Raw genomic sequence first — 16,254 nt, forward strand, 5'->3', positions numbered from 1 at the left:
CCTGGTATCAACCTTCGCGGTGAAGCTGAGCAAGGGTTTCGGCCAACAGCTTTTCTGGAACCGCCATCAGCTTCGGCCCGTCGGTCCAGACCAATGCGGCCTCGATCGTGCGGCCTTCGAAGATGTCGGCCAGCACCGCCGCATAGATCGCCATCTGCCGCAGATAGGCGGGGTCGGCGTCCTCGATGCGCTGCGGCGAGGGGCGGTTGGTCTTGAAGTCGGCGACCAGCACGCGGTCTGGCAACACCACCAGCCGGTCGATCCGGCCCGAGATCGCCAGGCCAGGGGGCAGGCGGCTGGCGGTCCCGGCCACCGAAACCTCGGCGCGGCTGCCGGGCCCGAACACCTCGGCGAACCTTGCATCCTCAAGCACGCCAAGCGCCGCGCCGATCATCTCGGCGCGCTGATCGTCGGTCAGGTCGCGTTCGCGGGCCAAGATGCGCCCGGCGGCCGAGGCGCGTTCGGCGACGGTCAGGTCGGGCAGGATCTGCAGCAGGCGGTGGATCAGGTCGCCGCGTCGGAACCGGCCCAGCCCCTGGGCGCGGATCAGCGGCGAGGCGGCTGGGGTGACGACGTCCTCGCCCAGCTGCGAGGGCGAGGCGTAGCGGGCGTAGGCCTCGGCCTTGGCCTCGATCGACGCCCAGGCGGGGACCGGCGAGACCGTGTTCACAATCGCGGCGCCGGCGCCCAGGGCCTGCGGATCAGGGCCGAAACGCACGATCTCCATGCCGTTCGCGCGGATCGCCCGTTTGTCGCCGGAAACGTCGGCATGTTCGAAGGCGTCGTTGATGGCGCCCCACCAGCCCTTGATGTTTTCTTCCTTGGCGTTGGCCGCCACCCGGCCGCAGAGCACCAGCCGGTCGCGGGCGCGGGTCAGGGCGACGTAGAGTAGGCGATAGGCCTCGTCCTCGTCCTTCTTGGCGCGCCATTCGCGGGCGCGGCCCGAGGCCTCGCAGTCGCCGGCCTTCGAGGCGCTCCACAGGAAGCCGCCATCTTGCGTCGCCAGCAGCGGCGAGCCGCGCGCGGTCCGCGACAGCGTCGTCTCCGGCAGGAAGACGATTGGCGCCTCCAGCCCCTTGGCGCCGTGGGCGGTCATGACCCGGACCTCGTCGCGGCCGGACTCCATCTCGCGCTTCACGGTGATGTCGAGGTTGGCGAAGGCGGCGGCCAGGCTCTCCAGGTCCTCGACGCCCCGGTTCTCGGCGGCCAGCACCTGGGCCAGGAATTCGTCCAGGGCGTCCTCGGCCTCGCTGCCCAGCCGGCCCAGCAGGCGTTGACGCATCGAGCGCCCGGCGCCGTCGCGCAGACCCAGCAGCCGCGAATAGAGCTCGAACGGCCGCTGGGTTTTGGCCGCGTCGCGCACCCAGGTCAGCAGCTGCGCCGCCGCGCGCCACTCCGGCGCCTCGTCCTGGCGGCGGTGCAGCACGGCGATCAGGTTCTCGCGGCCGCGCCCCTTGGCCAGGGCGTAGAGGCTGTCGTCGGAGAGGTCGCAGAACGGGCTGCGCAGCAGGGCCGCCAGGGTCAGTTCGTCGGACGGGAACTGGGCGAAGCGGGCGATGGCCACCAGGTCGTCGAAGACGATGTGCTCGGACAGCGCCAGCCGGTCGGCGCCGGCCACCGGGATCTTGCGGTGCTTCAGGGCCCGCAGGATCTCTTCGAACAGCGCCTTGCGCCGCCGCACGAGGATCAGCACGTCGCCGGCGGTGGCGGGACGCCATTGCCGCAGATCCTTGTCGAACACGCCGTCGCCGCGGGCGATCAGGGCGGCGATCTCGCCCGCGATCTTCTCGGCCAGCCGCTTGTTGGCGCTGCCCTCGCTCTCCTGGTCGAGGGGCGCGTCCCAGGCGTCGTGGATCTCGATCTTTTCCTCGCGCTCCAGCGGCCACAGGTCGACGCAGCCATGGTCGGTGCGCACGGCGGTGTGGACGATGGGCTCGACCTCGACGCGGGGCAGGACGGCGCCGGCCAGTTCAGGCGGCGCGAAGGCCGCGTCCACGAACCGCAGCACCTGGGGCGTCGAGCGCCAGGAGGTCAGCAGGTCCACCCGCTCGAACCGGAACCCGGCGCCGGTGGCGCGGTCCTTGTGGAACTCGAATTCCTGGATCAGCAGCTCGGGCCGCGCGCCCTGGAACGAGTAGATCGACTGCTTCTCGTCACCCACGACGAACATGTTGCGTTCCAGCCGCTCGCGCACGGTGGGCGCGCCGACGCCGGAGAAGAACTCCTCGGTCAGGGCGCGGACGATCTCCCACTGCTCGGGCGCGGTGTCCTGCGCCTCATCGACCAGGATGTGGTCGATGCCGCCGTCCAGCTTGAACAGCACCCAGGCGGCCATCGGGCGGGAGGCGACCAGGTCGCGGGTCTTCTCGATCAGGTCGCTGAAGTCGAGCGAGCCGGACGAGGATTTCTCGATGCCGTAGGCGGTCAGGTAGGCGTTGGCGAGGATCAGGGCCGAGCCGGTGTCGATCGCCACCTGGGCGGCGCGCATCTGGTCGCGGGCCTGCTCCAATCGGTCCTGCTCGGACAGCAGGAACATCCGCAATTGCTCGCGGGGCTTCAGGCCGCTGGTCTTGGCGACCCAGGTCGCGGGCGTGCCCTCGCCCTTTTCGGTGAACAGGGCGGCCAGGCAGTCGGCGAGCGTCGCGGCGAGATTGCTGGCGACGGCTTTCAGCGCGGCGGCGTTCTTCTGGTCGGTCTTGGTGCCCAGGGCCAGCACCTCGGCGCACTCGGTCCAGGCCCGGCGGTCGAGCTGCGCCATGACGGCGTTTTCGAGGGCGTCCGGATCAGTCGCTTCATCGAAGCCGCAGACGGACCAGACGTCGTCCATCGTCCCGGCCAGTCCGCCGTTGCGGGCGATGTAGTCGGCCAGGCGGCCGCGCGCGGACTCGAACGACCCGAACATCGACTGGAAGCTGCCGAAGTCGAGCGCGATGGAGAACCGCGCATAGGCCTCGGCGACCAGGCCCTCGCCCTTCAAGGCGTGCCGCGCCACGGCCTTGCGGGCGGCGTCGGCGATGGCGGCCGAGGCGGCGTCGTCCATCACTCTAAAGCCGGGCGAGACGCCGGCCTCCAGCGGGAAGCGCCGCAGCAGCTTTTCGCAGAAGGCGTGGATGGTCTGGATCTTCAGGCCGCCGGGGGTCTCCAGGGCGCTGGCGAACAGGGCGCGGGCCTTCGACAGACCCCGGTGGTCGTAGGCGTCCGGGGTCGCACCCTCCAGCTTGGCCAGGGCCTCGCGCAGGCTGACGTCGTCGCAGACCGACCAGTCGCCCAGCAGCAGGAACAGCCGGCGCTGCATCTCGGCGGCGGCGGCCTTGGTGTAGGTGACGCAGAGGATGGTCTCGGGCTGGGCCCCAGCCAGCAGCAGGCGGGCGACCCGGTCGATCAGGGTCTTGGTCTTGCCTGACCCGGCGTTGGCGGTGACGAAGGCCGAGAGGCCGGGATCGGCGGCTAGCCGTTGAGGATCGGGACTCATTCGCCGTCCTCCTCGCCGCTGGTCGACCACTCGAAGACCCGGGCCAGGTGGTCGTAGTCGCTCATGTACTGCTTCACGAACTGCGGGGCGGTCCGCGAGGTGTAGGGCCGGCCGTGGTCGAACTGGCTGACCAGCTTGACCAGGCCCTCATAGGCGTTGGCGGCGGCGAGCGCGCTTTCGTCGCCCGGCATGGCGCGGACTTCCTCGCGCCCGGCCGGCTTGCGGCCGGTGATCTCCAGATAGGTCAGCTCGCCGGGCTCGGGATGGCCCAGCGTCGGGAAGCCGCCGGACTGCAGGATCGCCGCCGTCAGGGTGAGCTGCGGCGAGAAGCCGGTCTCCACCACCTTCTTCGACGGCGCCTTGCCGGTCTTGTAGTCGAGGATGTGGCCGTAGCCCTGCGGGTCGATCTCGATGCGGTCGGCGCGGGCGTTGACGGTGAACGGACCGGCGGGCGCCTCGATGGTCATTTCGCCCTTCAGCTCGACATGGATGGTGCGGCCGTCGGCGCGGCGGCGCCGCTCCAGGTCGGCGACCCAGGCGGCGGCCTCCTTGGCCAGGGCGGTCTCGCGGGCCAGGGCCTCGTGCGGCATGCCGGCGGCTTCCAGTTCGGCGACGTACAGCCCTTCGAAGATCGCCGCGGTGTCGGGCGGCAATTCGTCAGGATGATCTTCGGCCAGCCGTTCGAAGGCCTTGTGGATCGCGGTGCCGCGCGCCCTGGCCTCGACCGCCTCGTCGGGCCGCTCCAGCGGGTAGAGCTTCAAGATATCGCGGGCCCAGACGGCGTAGGGATCGCGGGTCAGGGCCTCGATGCGGGTGACCGCCATCACGCGGGGTCGGTCGGCGATCGGCGGGTTGGGAGAGGGGCGTTTGGCCGGCGCGTAGCCGCCGGCGGCGTCGAGGCCGCGCGCCCAGTCGATGACCTCCGGGCGGCCGGGCAGGATCATCCCCGCGCCGCGCGCCAGGGTCTCCAACCGCCACAGCCAGCGCGACTTCACCGCCGGTCCGCCTTCGCGGCGTTCGGAGTGCAGCAGGATCACCTCGGGGGCGCAGGCGGCCTGGGCGAAATCGTGAGCGGCCAGGCCGACGCGGCGCTCGGGCGGCGGCAGGCCGAGCTTGGCGCGCATCGGCCGCGACAGGAACGGGTCGAGCGGCGCGCCCTGCGGCCAGGTGCCTTCCTCCAGGCCCGCGACGATCAGCCGGTCGGCACGGGTCAGGCGGGCCTCGATGGCGCCCAGGATACGCAGGCGCGGATGGGTCGAGCCGCCGGTCCGCACCGACTCGCCCGACATCAGCCGCGTCAGCAGGTCGGCGAAGCCGCGGGGCGAGGTTTGCGGCAGGCCGTGGGATTCGTCGATCAACCCGGCCAGCAGCCGGCCCAGGGTCTCGCCGCCATGTCCGGCCCAGAGGTCGCCGGTGTCGCCCAGCGGATCGGCCGATAGCGCTTCCAGGGTCTCGGTGAGGCGGCGCGCGGCCTCGGCCGGAGGCTGGGTCTCGGCCTCGATTTCCAGGCGCGTGAGCGCGGCGCGCAGATCGGCCACGAGCAGCAGCGCCTCGCCCGCGTCTTTGCGGCGGAGCTGGGTTTCCAGCGCCTCCCAGCTGGTCTGGCGCGGGCCGCGCAGGCCTTGGAGCTCGAGCTCGATCCGGCGGCGTTCCAGGGTCTCGGCGTCGAGGCCGAGCCGCGTGAACGGGTGCTTGAGGATCGCCAGCAGCACGATGGGATCGAGCGGATCGACGGCGGCCTTGGCGACCAGCCCGGCCAGCGCCCCGCCTGGGCAGCCCGACAAGGCCAGGCCGGCCGAGGAGTCGGCCGCCACGCCCCAGCGGGCGAGCTTGGCGGCGACGCGGCGCGCCAGGGTCTGGTCGGGCGCGACCAGGGCGGCGGTCTTGCCGGGGGTTTCCAGGGCCTCGCGTAGCAGCAGGGCGGCGATGGTCGCGGCCTCTTCCTCGGCGCGGGCGGTGATGACGGAAAGGCCGGCCAGGCCCTCGGCGATGGGATCGACGCCCTCGGTCTGGCCCTCGGCGCGCAGGTTCTCGATCACGGTCAGCCAGTCGGCGGTGCGCTCGGCCGGCCGCAGGGCCTCGTTGATCACCCGGCGACGCCAACGGCCCCGGGAATCGAAGCTATGGGAGGCGGGCCAGGGCATGACCTCGGTGCGGGTGATGCCGGCGCGGGTCAGCAGGCGCTTCATCGCGCCCTGCGGATGCTGTTCGCCGACCTCGTCCCAGGCCTCGGCGGCCAGGCTGTCGTCGAGGCCGGGCAGGACCACCGCGCCCTGCGGCGCCTGGGCGATCACCCGCAGCAAGTCGGCGGTGGCCGGCGCCGTGCCGGTCGAGCCGGCGGCGATCAGCACGCCTTGCGGGGGATTCGCCGTCCAGGTTTCGGCGAGGCGGCGCAGCAGGGCGACGCGGCGGCGGGTGGTGTCCACCAGCCCCATGGCGGCCAGCCGCTTGGGCCATTCGTTGAGCGCGGTCTCCAGGAAGTGGCGGCTGACCTGCCAGTGCTCGGCGAGGTCGGCGCTGACCAGATCGGCGAGCCCGTCGCCGGGCACCTCCTCGATCTGCAGGCTGTCGAGGAAGCCGCCCAGGGCGTCGGCCAGTTCCAGCGCCGCCGAGGCGTCGAGGTCGCGGCCGAGCGCGCGCTCGTTCTCCTTGACCAGCCGGGTCAGCTCGAAGCGGCGTTGCAGGGGGGCGATGGCGGCGGGCAGGTCGACGGCGAGGTCGCCCGGTTCGAACGGCGGCTCGCCCTCGTCCAGGTCGCCCAGCGGCCGGATCTGCGGCGGCAGCACGGCGACGCCGCCGCCCGCGGCGATGAAGGCGTCGGCCAGCGAGCGGGCGCCGCGCCGGGTCGGGGTCAGGATCACCGCCTGGGACAAGGCCTCGGGGCCAAGCGGCATGAGCGCGTCATAGAGGCCCTGAGCCAGGTCCTGGACGAAGGGGCGATGCGCCGGGATGCTGAACCAGCGCGGGGCGGGGCTGGTGAAAAGGCTGCTCACTTGAGCCGCGCTTCCGTCGCCTCCCGAGCGGCGGGATCTCCCACATGCATCCAGAAGCCGTCCATCACCGCGCCGAACAGGCGGCCCTGCTTCGATAGCTCCCACCAGATCGGCAGGATGGAGAACGGCCCGTCCGGCTGGTCGTCGACCAGTTGCGGCTTGAGGATCTGGAAGCCGACATTGGCGTAGGGCGTCGGCGGCTCCGGCTCGGCCGAATGGGTGACCCGCCCGGCCTCGTCCATGAAGAACCCGCGCGGTCCTTCGAAGCCGATCCCATGGCCGCGCCGCACCAGCAGCAGGCAGAGGTCCATGATCTCGGGGTTCCAGGCCGCCTTCAGGGTTTCCAGCGCCGGGGTCTCGCCCTCGATCCACAGCGAGTCGATGTTGGCGACCAAGATGGGGTCCTCGCCCAACATCGCCCGCGCGCGCTTGATGCCGCCGCCGGAATCCAGCAGGGCGTCGCGCTCATTGGAGATCAGGATCTTGAGGTCGGTGCGCCCCGCCAGATGGGCCTCCATCTGGTCGGCGAAGTGGTGGACATTGACCACGGCGGTCTCGATCCCGGCCTCGACCAGACGGTCCAGCACCCGGTCGATCAGGGTGCGGCCAGCCACCTCGACCAGGGCCTTGGGCCGCTCGTCGGTCAGCGGGCGCATCCGTGAGCCGATCCCGGCGGCCAGCACCATGGCGGTCTTGATCTGGCTCATCGGCGGGCGCTCTGGGGGATGTGTCGGTCGAACCAGGCCTTCAGACCAGCTAGCTGCGGATCGGCGAGGTTGCGTTCGAGATAGCGCCAGGTGCGCGGCATGAACTCTTCGTACTGGGTCCGGCCCAGCAGGGCCTGGCGGGCGAACACCCGGCCCAGGATGCGCGCGGCGTTGGAGGCGGCCAGGGCGCGGTAGTCGGCGATGAAGGCCTCGCGCTCCAGGCTCGGGCGGGCGGCGAGGAAGCGATCCAGCATGGCGCTTTCCAGCTCCGGCGAGACGTCGCGGCGGGCGTCCTGCAGCAGGTGGGTCAGGTCCCAGGCGGGGTGGGCGCGCAGGGCGTCCTGGAAATCGAGCAGGCCGACGCGGGCCACGCCGTTCCGGTCCGGCAGCCACAGCAGGTTCTGGGCGTGGAAGTCGCGGTGGGTGAAGACGCTGGCCCCGGCCTCGCCGCGCGCGAAGATCGGCGCCCACAGCGCGTCCCAGTCGGCGATGGCGACGGCGCCTAGGGCCGGCAGGCCGCTGAACTTCGGCCACCATTCGAGGAAGGTGTCGGTTCCAACCTTGAGGGCCAGGGCGTCGTAGGCCAGTAGCGGCCAGCTTGCGCCATCGGTGGTCAGGACCTTCGGCGGCGGCGCGGATTGTAGGGCGATCTGGACGTCGACGGCCGCCTCATAGAGCGGCGTCTCGGCCTGACCCTCGGCGATCAGGGTGGCGAACAGGCCATCGCCCAGGTCCTCCAGCACCGCCAGGCCATGTTCGATGTCGTGGGCCAGGATCGCCGGCGCCGACAGGCCCCGCTCGCGCAGGAAGGCGGCGGTGGCGACGAAAGCGGCGACGGAGCCCGCGGCCAGGCGCGCGGCGGCGTTGTAGCCCATGGCCAGGCGCTCGGCGTTCGTGGCGCCGGGCGGGCAGACGGTGGTTTCCAGGGCCGGGGGCTGATCCATGAAGATCACCGCCAAGCCGTCTGGCCGATATAGGCGCTCATAGGCGCGCGTCGAGGCGTCGCCGGCCAGCGGCTCACGGCGCGCGCCCTCGAAACCGGCAGCCTTCAGGAACTCGGCCTTGCGGCCCTCACGATCGGAACTCAAGCCCACGTCCTTCCCAGGCGCCCGCCGGCGTCAGCCGGGCGCGGCGCGCCTCTCCCCCGTCCGGGGCCAAATCGATGGCGATCTCTATATCGAGTCGGTCGGGAGGAAGGTGGCCGTCAAGCCGCTCGGGCCATTCGATCACAGCCGCCCCGTCCTCCAGCGCCTCGTCGAGACCGATCTCATAGGCCTCGTCGGCGGAGGTCAGGCGGTAGAGGTCGAAATGCGCGACCTTCAGCCGCGCGCCCTCATAGAACTGCACGAGGGTGAAGGTTGGGCTGGGCACCTCCTCGGTCGCGGTGGTCAGGGCGCGGATCAGGGCGCGGGCCAGGGTCGATTTGCCGGCGCCCAGCGGCCCGGTCAGGCAGATCGCCTCGCCAGGCTTCAGCTCGGCGGCCAGCGCCGCGCCGAGCCGGGCGGTGGCGGCCTCGTCGTCAAGGCGGAACTCGCCGTCGGCGGGGGCGATCATGCGAACGGCCGGTCGGGATGTCGGGGCAAGGTGTTCTCCACATAGGCCTTCAGCGCCAGGGTCGCGGTGTTGGCGTCCGGGTCCAGGGCGTCTGGCGCGATCGGCTGGCCGATGATCAGCGAAAACTCGCGGCCGCGCTTGTTCAAGAGTTCGTGGAAGAGGGTGATGTCGCGCAGTTCCTGCGAAATGCGGTTGAACAGGTGGAACAGGGTCGACCACGGCCCGGTCAGGTGCAGCGGCACGACGACCGCCTCGTACTTGCGGGCGATGGAGAGCGCGCTCGGCATCCAGGGCGGGTCAGCCAGCACGCCGTTGGCGCCGCGCCGGGCCAGGCGGCCGGACGGGAAGATCACCAGAGCGCGTTCGGCCTCCATGGCCTCACGGGTCAGCTGCAGGGTCAGGCGGGTGCGGTCGCGGGTGCGTTTTTCCTCCACCCACTCGACCGGGATCAGCACCTCGTCAAAGCGCGGGACCACCCGGTGGGCGTCGGAATTGGCGTAGAAGCAGACGTCGGGCCGAACCCCCTTCAGGGCGTCGAACACCGCGATCCCGTCGGCGATGCCGGTTGGATGATTGCAGACGAAGATGACCCGGCCGGTTCTCGGCACGCGGTCCAGGCCGGACGCCGTCACCTTCACGCTGAGCATGTCGGACACATAGTCCAGCGCCGCGCGGCCCGAGAGCGGGCCGATCGCCTGCGCCATTGCGCGCGCCTTGCGGTAGTCCAGCAGGCGATAGAGCAGGGGGCGGATCATCGGCCAGGCCGCGCCGCCCGACAGTTTGGGCGCCCGCTCGGCGATCAGCACATCGATGATGTGGTCGTGATAGGCGCTGCGCGCAGGCAGGGCCGAAGCGGTGGATGCGGCGCTCGTCATAGTCACGCCAGAATGCGCCGCGCCTCGCCGCCAGGGCAAGGGGCGCTTGGGCTTTCGGCGCGCCGGCGCGCACCGTGTTTGTTTGACGCCCCGTCAGGTCTACCCAGGCGCTTCGCGAAGGCCTAGAACTTCGGTATGCGCGATATCCAACATTTCATCTCCGGCGTGGCGGTTGCTGGCGTCTCGGGCCGTTTCGGCGACGTTTTCAACCCCAACACCGGTGAGGTTCAGGCAAAAGTCGCCCTGGCTACGGCGGCGGAGGTCGATGGTGCGGTGCAGGCGGCGCTGGCCGCGCAGCCGGCCTGGGCGGCGACCAATCCCCAGCGCCGGGCGCGGGTGATGTTCGAGTTCAAGCGTCTGGTCGAGGCGCGGATGGAGGAACTGGCCGAACTGCTGTCCTCCGAGCACGGCAAGGTGGTGGCCGACTCCAAGGGCGACATTCAGCGCGGGCTGGAAGTGATCGAGTTCGCCTGCGGCATCCCGCATGTGCTGAAGGGTGAATACACCGAGGGCGCCGGCCCTGGCATCGACGTCTATTCGATGCGCCAGCCGCTGGGCGTGGCGGCGGGGATCACCCCGTTCAACTTCCCCGGCATGATCCCGATGTGGATGTTCGGCATCGCCATCGCGGTCGGCAACACCTTCATCCTGAAGCCCTCGGAGAAGGACCCGACCCTGCCGGTGCGGCTGGCCGAGCTGTTCATGGAGGCCGGGGCCAATCTGGGCATGGACCTGAAGGGCGTGCTGAACGTGGTGCACGGCGACAAGGTCGCGGTCGACGCTATCCTGACCCATCCGGACATCGCCGCGGTGAGCTTCGTCGGCTCCTCCGACATCGCCCACTACGTCTACCAGACCGGCACGGCGCACGGGAAACGCGTCCAGGCCATGGGCGGGGCCAAGAACCACGGCATCGTCCTGCCCGACGCCGATCTCGACCAGGTGATCAAGGACCTGTCGGGCGCGGCCTTCGGCTCGGCCGGCGAGCGTTGCATGGCGCTGCCGGTGGTGGTGCCGGTCGGCCAGAAGACCGCCGATGAACTGCGCGAGCGGATGGTGGCCGAGATCGCCTCGCTGAAGGTGGGGATCTCCACCGACGCGGGCGCCCAATACGGCCCGGTGGTCTCCGCCGCCCATCGCCAGAAGATCGCCGACTACATCCAGCTCGGCGTCGACGAGGGCGCCGAGCTGGTGGTCGACGGCCGCGGCTTCTCGCTGCAGGGCTTCGAGCAGGGCTTCTTCATCGGCCCCAGCCTGTTCGACCAGGTCAAGGCCGGGATGCGGACCTATCAAGAGGAGATCTTCGGGCCGGTGCTGCAGATCGTCCGCGCCGAGAGCTTCGAAGAGGCCCTGGCCCTGCCCAGCCAACATCAGTACGGCAACGGCGTGGCGATCTTCACCCGCAACGGCCGCGCGGCGCGCGAGTTCGCCAGCCGGGTGCAGGTCGGCATGGTCGGCATCAACGTGCCGATCCCGGTGCCGGTCGCCTACCACTCGTTCGGCGGCTGGAAGCGTTCGGCGTTCGGTGACGTCAACCAGCATGGCCTCGAAGGCGTGCGCTTCTACACCAAGGTCAAGACCATCACCGCCCGCTGGCCGGAGGGCATGAGCGAGGACAGCGCCTTCGTCATTCCCACCATGAAGTGACGCCTCTACTGTAGGTGTTCGTGGGTCGAGTGACGGGGTTGAGATGAAGCGGTTCCAGTTGTGGGCGATCCTGATCCTGGTCGGGGCGCTCGTCGTGGTCGGCGGTTGGGCCTACTGGAACTACGAGCTCCGCTGGCGCCCGAAGACCATCACCAAGCACCAGGCCGAGATCACCAAGATCCTAGAGACCTCCGGCTGGGTGTCGCCCGGCAAGACCGGGCCGAAGCTCTATATGGTCTCGTTCCGCACCTGCCCGGACTGCGTGCAGTTCAAGGCCGAGGAGTTCCCGCTGCTGCACGCCGCCAATGTCGACACCCGCGTGATCGAGATCGCCCGGGCCGACCACAACGGCGTGTCCAAGTCGACGCCGGCGGAGCGTTCGACCGTCGCCGAGATCTGGCTCAACCGCTCCTGGCCGTTGATGGAGCGCTGGGAGTCCGTCCCGGCCGAGGCCTGGAAGGCGCCAGGCATCGCCCCGGCCGACGGCGACATGGCCCGCACCGCGGTGGTGGAGGCCGGTCGCAAGATGGTCACCGATCTGCAGCCGCTGCTGAAGGCCAACGGCATAAACTTCGCCTACCCGACCCTGATCTGGTGGACGGCCGACGGGAAGATGCGCGGCTGCGCCTGCGAAGAGCGCGAGACCTATCGCTTCGTGCGCAAGGAATTGGGCGTGAAGGGCTAGGGCCCCTGCGACGCGGACGCAGCCATTTCCTGCTCCACATCAAGCGCGCAATTGACTAGGAACCGCTGGCCGTCGATCAGCGACGGCTGCGGCCAGGCCCGCAGAGTTAAGGGTATCCAGTTCTTGCGAACGCAAATCGTCCATCCCGGCGCGGACAACCTGCGCTACGAAATCCGCCAGATCGTGGAGGTAGCGCGAGCTATCGAGACGACCGGCGCAGCCATCCGCTGGGAGAACATCGGCGACCCGGTGGCCAAGGGCGAACGCGTCCCGGACTGGATCAAGGAGATCGTCACCCAGGCCGCGGGCGAGGATCTGAGCTTCGCCTATTCGCCGACCAAGGGCCTGGACGAGACGCGCGCCTACATCGCCCACGAGCGGAATCTCGAGGGCGGCATCCAAATCACGCCGGACGACATCCTGTTCTTCAACGGCCTGGGCGACGCCATCTCGACCATCTATGGCGCGCTGCACCCCAAGGCCCGCGTCATCGGTCCGAACCCGGCCTATCCGACCCACTCGTCGGCCGAAGCCGCCCACGCCGGCGCGCCGCACATCACCTATCGCCTCGATCCCGAGAACGGCTGGAAGCCCGACCTGGCGGATCTGGAGGCCAAGGTGATCGGCAACCCCGACATCGCGGCGATCATCATCATCAATCCGGATAACCCGACGGGTTTCGTCTATCCGGAGGAGACCCTGGCCGCGATCGTCGACATCGCCGCGCGCCACGACCTGTTCATCATCTCCGACGAGATCTACTCGAACCTGGCCTACCTCGGCAGCGGCATGCGCAAGCTTGCCTCGGTCGTCGGCAAGGTGCCGGCCATCGCCATGCGCGGCATCTCCAAGGAATTCCCTTGGCCCGGTTCGCGCTGCGGCTGGATCGAGATCTACAACCGCGATCAGGACCAGAACTTCGACCGCTTCGCCAGGTCGCTGCTGGAAGCCAAGATGCTGGAGGTCTGCGCCACCACCCTGCCGCAGAAGGTGCTGCCGCGGGTCATGGGCGATGAGCGCTACTATCCCTATCTGGAGACCCGCGTCTCGGCCTACGACCGCCGCGCCCAGCGCGCCGTCGAGGTGCTGGGCGGCCTGCCCGAGCTGATCATCCATCCGGCCCGCGGCGCCTTCTACATGACCGCGGTGTTCCGCGAGGGCGCCCTGGCGCCGGACCAGAGCCTGCCCATGGCGCCGCAGGTCGAGGCCATCATCGGTCCCTACCTTGGTGACGCGCTCGACGCCCGGTTCGTCTACCACCTGCTCGGGAACACCGGGATCTGCGTGGTGCCGCTGTCCACCGGCTTCAACTCCGATCTCGAGGGCTTCCGCTTCACCCTGCTGGAGCCTGACGAGCAAAAGTTCGAGGCCATCCTGCAGCACCTGCGCGGGGCGCTCGCCGCTTATCTGGCGAGCGGCGCGCAGGCGCGGCCGCTCGGCGTTGAACTGGCGGCGGCCGGCTAAGTCAGCCGCTGAACGGACGACCGCTGTTGATCTCCTTGTTGCGGGCGCGGGTCTTCAGGCCGTGTTCGCGATCGGAGGGCGGCTTGTCCGCGCGTCGCCCGATGCCCTGGTGACTGCCCTCCGCCTCAAGCCCGTCGATCTCTTCGATGTCGGTGACGACCGGATCCAATCCGTCTTCAGGCTGGAAGGAGGGGGCTTCCGTGACACTGGATTTTCTCGGGGGCATGGCGGGCTCCTGGCTTGGTCAGAATAGATCAACCGCCCAGGCGTGAAGACTGTTCCGCTTGAGGCGACGGCGAGGGCGGGTTAGGCCGACGCGATGGCCTCCCTGCTCCAAGCCGCCTATGACGCCCGCCTGGCGCAGGGCGAGATACGCCCCGATCCGGCCCAGGCCGCCGCGCTCGCCGCGCTGGTGCGGCTGGAGGGCGACCTTGTCGCCGCCGAGCCCAGCGGTTTCGCCGCCTTCTTCAAGAAGCCTGAGGGCCAACGCGGCGTCTATCTGATCGGGCCGGTCGGGCGCGGCAAGTCCATGCTGATGGACCTGTTCTTCGCCAGCGCGCCGGTCGACAAGAAGCGCCGCGTCCACTTTCACGTCTTCATGGGTGAGATCCACCGGCTGATCGACGCCTGGCGCAAGGGCGACGCCGCCGCGCGCAAGGCCAAGTTCGGGCAGGCTAAGGGTGACGACCCGATCCCGCCGCTGGCCGATGTGGTCGCCGGCCAGGCGCGGCTGCTGTGCTTCGATGAGTTCCAGGTCACCGACATCGCCGACGCCATGATCCTGGGCCGGCTGTTCGAGGCGCTGTTCGCCCGCGGCGTCACCCTGGTGGCGACCTCCAACCGGCTGCCCGACCAGCTCTACAAGGACGGCATCAACCGCCAGCTGTTCCTGCCGTTCATCGAATTGCTGAAGAGCAAGGTGGAGGTGGTGAGCGTGGCCGGCCCGCACGACTACCGGCTGGACCGCCTGCGGGCGGCGGGCACCTGGTTCTCGCCGAACGACCCCGACAACCAACGCTGCTTCGACGCGCTGTGGCGCGACATGCTGGGGGCCGAGGAGGAGATCGGCGAGACGCTGGAGGTGCTGGGCCGCAAGGTCCACCTGCCGCACACCTGCGGCGGCATGGTGCGGGCGACCTTCGCCAGCCTGTGCTCGGTGGCGCTGGGACCGAACGACTATGTGGCCATCGCCGAGCGGTTCCACACCGTGTTCCTGCAGGATCTGCCCAAGCTCACCGCCAATCGCCGGGAGGAGGCGCGGCGCTTCGTGATCCTGATCGACGCCCTCTATGAGGCCCACGTCCGGCTGATCGTCCTGGCCGAGGCTGAGCCGGCGGCCCTCTATCCGGAAGGCGACGGCGCCTTCGAGTTCGAGCGCACCGCCTCGCGCCTGCAGGAAATGCGCTCGGCCGATTGGCTGGAAGAGCGGCCCTAGGTGGTGACATCGGCGCGCCAGGCCCCTATGGTCACGCCGTTATGAGCCAGCGCCCCGCCCTTTCTCTGAAAGTAGCCGCCGCCCTTCCGGGGCGACGCGAGGTCGTGCGCAGCTAGCTGCTCACCCCGCCGATCCCCGCAAATTTTGCGGATGGATTGGCCAGACATTGCTCCATCCGCACACGATGGAGCTTCCCATGAACACCTGGACTGACCGCTTCGCTGAACGGATGACGCATGTCCGCGCCTCCGAGATCCGCGAGTTGCTGAAGCTGCTGGATCAGCCGGACATCCTGTCCTTCGCCGGCGGTATTCCCGATCCGCAGCTGTTTCCCGCTGAGCGTATCCAGTCGGCGTACGAGGACGTGCTGAAGCAGGCTGGCGCCCAGGCGCTGCAGTATTCGGTGAGCGAGGGCCTGCCGGAGTTGCGCCGCTGGATCGCCGCGCGGATGAGCGCCGACGGCGTGTCTTGCGACGAGGGCAATATCGTCATCACCGCCGGCTCCCAGCAGGCGCTCGACCTGATCGGCAAGCTGTTCCTGACGCGAGGCGACGCCGTGCTGGCCGAGCGGCCGACCTATATGGGCGCGCTCGGCGCCTTCAACGCCTATGAGCCGACCTATGGCGATCTGGACGCGCAGGAGGTCCCGGCCGGCGCGCGGCTGGCCTATCTGGTCCCCGACTTCGCCAATCCATCGGGCCGCACCATGACGCGCCGGGAACGCGAGGCGGTGTTGGACCGCGCCTCGGCCCACGACCTGGTGGTGATCGAAGACGCCGCCTATCGCGAACTGCGCTTCGCCGGGACCAGCGAGCCGTCGCTGTTGGCGCTGGACGTGGCGCGGTCAGGCTCGATCGAGAGCGCCCGGACCCTCTACTGCGGCACCTTCTCCAAGACCCTGTCGCCGGCGCTGCGTCTCGGCTGGGTCTGCGCGCCAAGGCCGGTGATCGACAAGCTCGTGCTGCTCAAGCAGGGCTGCGACCTGCATGTCTCGACGATCAACCAGATGGTCGCCGCGCGGGTGATCGCCGAGGACTATGATGGCCACCTGGAGCGCTTGCGCGTCCACTACCGCGAACGCGCCTCAGCCATGCAGACCGCGCTCGCCCGGCACATGCCGATGGGCGTCACCTGGTCCAAGCCCCAGGGTGGGATGTTCGTCTGGCTCAAGGCGCCTGAGGGTCTCGACGGCGCCCACCTGCTGGAGGCGGCGCTGGCGGAGGAGAGGGTCGCCTTCGTGCCCGGCGCGCCGTTCTTCGCCGTTGAACCCCAGGCCAACACCCTGCGGCTCAGCTACTCGCTGCTCAGCCCAGAAGGTATCGACGAGGGCGTGCGCCGCCTGGCGCGGGTCGTTGAAGCGCGGCTCGCCCATCCCGGCTCCAACGTGAAGCGGGCGATGAGGGGCGCAGCCTAGCCGCGCGT

General features: G+C 69.8%; 12 protein-coding genes. 5 read left to right on the top strand and 7 right to left on the bottom strand.

The features are described 5' to 3' along the window. Positions 1 to 7: 7 nt before the first annotated feature. Genes addA through ASE02_RS04420 form a run of 6 tightly spaced genes read right to left on the bottom strand, consistent with a single transcriptional unit; the run spans position 8 to position 9,601 of the window. On the bottom strand, positions 8 to 3,472 hold the full coding sequence (addA, locus tag ASE02_RS04395; RefSeq protein ID WP_056731531.1) for a double-strand break repair helicase AddA: 3,465 nt from the start codon (positions 3,470 to 3,472) through the stop codon (positions 8 to 10). Further along, a complete protein-coding gene (gene addB, locus ASE02_RS04400) occupies positions 3,469 to 6,465 on the bottom strand; it encodes a double-strand break repair protein AddB (RefSeq protein WP_056731533.1) in 2,997 nt (998 codons plus the stop codon). Before addB ends, addA begins: the two co-directional genes overlap by 4 nt. Further along, positions 6,462 to 7,172, bottom strand: a complete 711-nt coding sequence (locus tag ASE02_RS04405) for a nucleotidyltransferase family protein (RefSeq protein ID WP_056731534.1) — start codon at positions 7,170 to 7,172, stop codon at positions 6,462 to 6,464. The genes addB and ASE02_RS04405 overlap by 4 nt, the downstream gene beginning before the upstream one ends. Then, entirely contained in the window at positions 7,169 to 8,260 is a 1,092-nt protein-coding gene (gene amgK / locus ASE02_RS04410; protein WP_156405902.1) for an N-acetylmuramate/N-acetylglucosamine kinase AmgK, read from the bottom strand. The genes ASE02_RS04405 and amgK overlap by 4 nt, the downstream gene beginning before the upstream one ends. Further along, positions 8,244 to 8,726 (bottom strand): tRNA (adenosine(37)-N6)-threonylcarbamoyltransferase complex ATPase subunit type 1 TsaE, encoded by a 483-nt coding sequence (gene tsaE, locus ASE02_RS04415; RefSeq protein WP_056731537.1) that lies wholly within the window; start codon positions 8,724 to 8,726, stop codon positions 8,244 to 8,246. Before tsaE ends, amgK begins: the two co-directional genes overlap by 17 nt. Beyond that, positions 8,723 to 9,601 carry a 1-acyl-sn-glycerol-3-phosphate acyltransferase gene (locus ASE02_RS04420; protein ID WP_156405903.1) on the bottom strand — a complete coding sequence of 293 codons (879 nt, stop codon included), beginning with the start codon at positions 9,599 to 9,601 and terminating at the stop codon, positions 8,723 to 8,725. Before ASE02_RS04420 ends, tsaE begins: the two co-directional genes overlap by 4 nt. Positions 9,602 to 9,736: 135 nt before the next feature. On the opposite strand from ASE02_RS04420, the gene ASE02_RS04425 reads away from it, so the two are divergent. From ASE02_RS04425 to ASE02_RS04435, 3 genes are all read left to right on the top strand, one after another. Then, the gene (locus tag ASE02_RS04425; protein WP_056731539.1) at positions 9,737 to 11,248 is read left to right on the top strand and encodes a CoA-acylating methylmalonate-semialdehyde dehydrogenase; all 1,512 of its coding nucleotides are present in this window, start codon (positions 9,737 to 9,739) and stop codon (positions 11,246 to 11,248) included. 43 nt (positions 11,249 to 11,291) lie between these two features. Beyond that, positions 11,292 to 11,933 carry a hypothetical protein gene (locus ASE02_RS04430; protein WP_056731541.1) on the top strand — a complete coding sequence of 214 codons (642 nt, stop codon included), beginning with the start codon at positions 11,292 to 11,294 and terminating at the stop codon, positions 11,931 to 11,933. 123 nt (positions 11,934 to 12,056) lie between these two features. Next, complete coding sequence (locus tag ASE02_RS04435; protein ID WP_056731543.1) at positions 12,057 to 13,397, top strand: pyridoxal phosphate-dependent aminotransferase; 1,341 nt, start codon at positions 12,057 to 12,059, stop codon at positions 13,395 to 13,397. A 1-nt stretch (position 13,398) separates the two neighbouring features. Here the strand turns inward: ASE02_RS04435 and ASE02_RS22210 are convergent, their stop codons facing one another. Next, entirely contained in the window at positions 13,399 to 13,566 is a 168-nt protein-coding gene (locus tag ASE02_RS22210; RefSeq protein ID WP_156405904.1) for a hypothetical protein, read from the bottom strand. A gap of 150 nt (positions 13,567 to 13,716) precedes the next feature. On the opposite strand from ASE02_RS22210, the gene zapE reads away from it, so the two are divergent. After that, positions 13,717 to 14,832 (top strand): cell division protein ZapE, encoded by a 1,116-nt coding sequence (zapE, locus tag ASE02_RS04440; protein WP_056731544.1) that lies wholly within the window; start codon positions 13,717 to 13,719, stop codon positions 14,830 to 14,832. 196 nt (positions 14,833 to 15,028) lie between these two features. Then, entirely contained in the window at positions 15,029 to 16,246 is a 1,218-nt protein-coding gene (locus tag ASE02_RS04445) for a PLP-dependent aminotransferase family protein (RefSeq protein ID WP_235536609.1), read from the top strand. Positions 16,247 to 16,254 lie beyond the last annotated feature (8 nt).

Origin of the sequence: Phenylobacterium sp. Root700 (assembly GCF_001429025.1) — a bacterium.
Classification (GTDB): domain Bacteria; phylum Pseudomonadota; class Alphaproteobacteria; order Caulobacterales; family Caulobacteraceae; genus Phenylobacterium.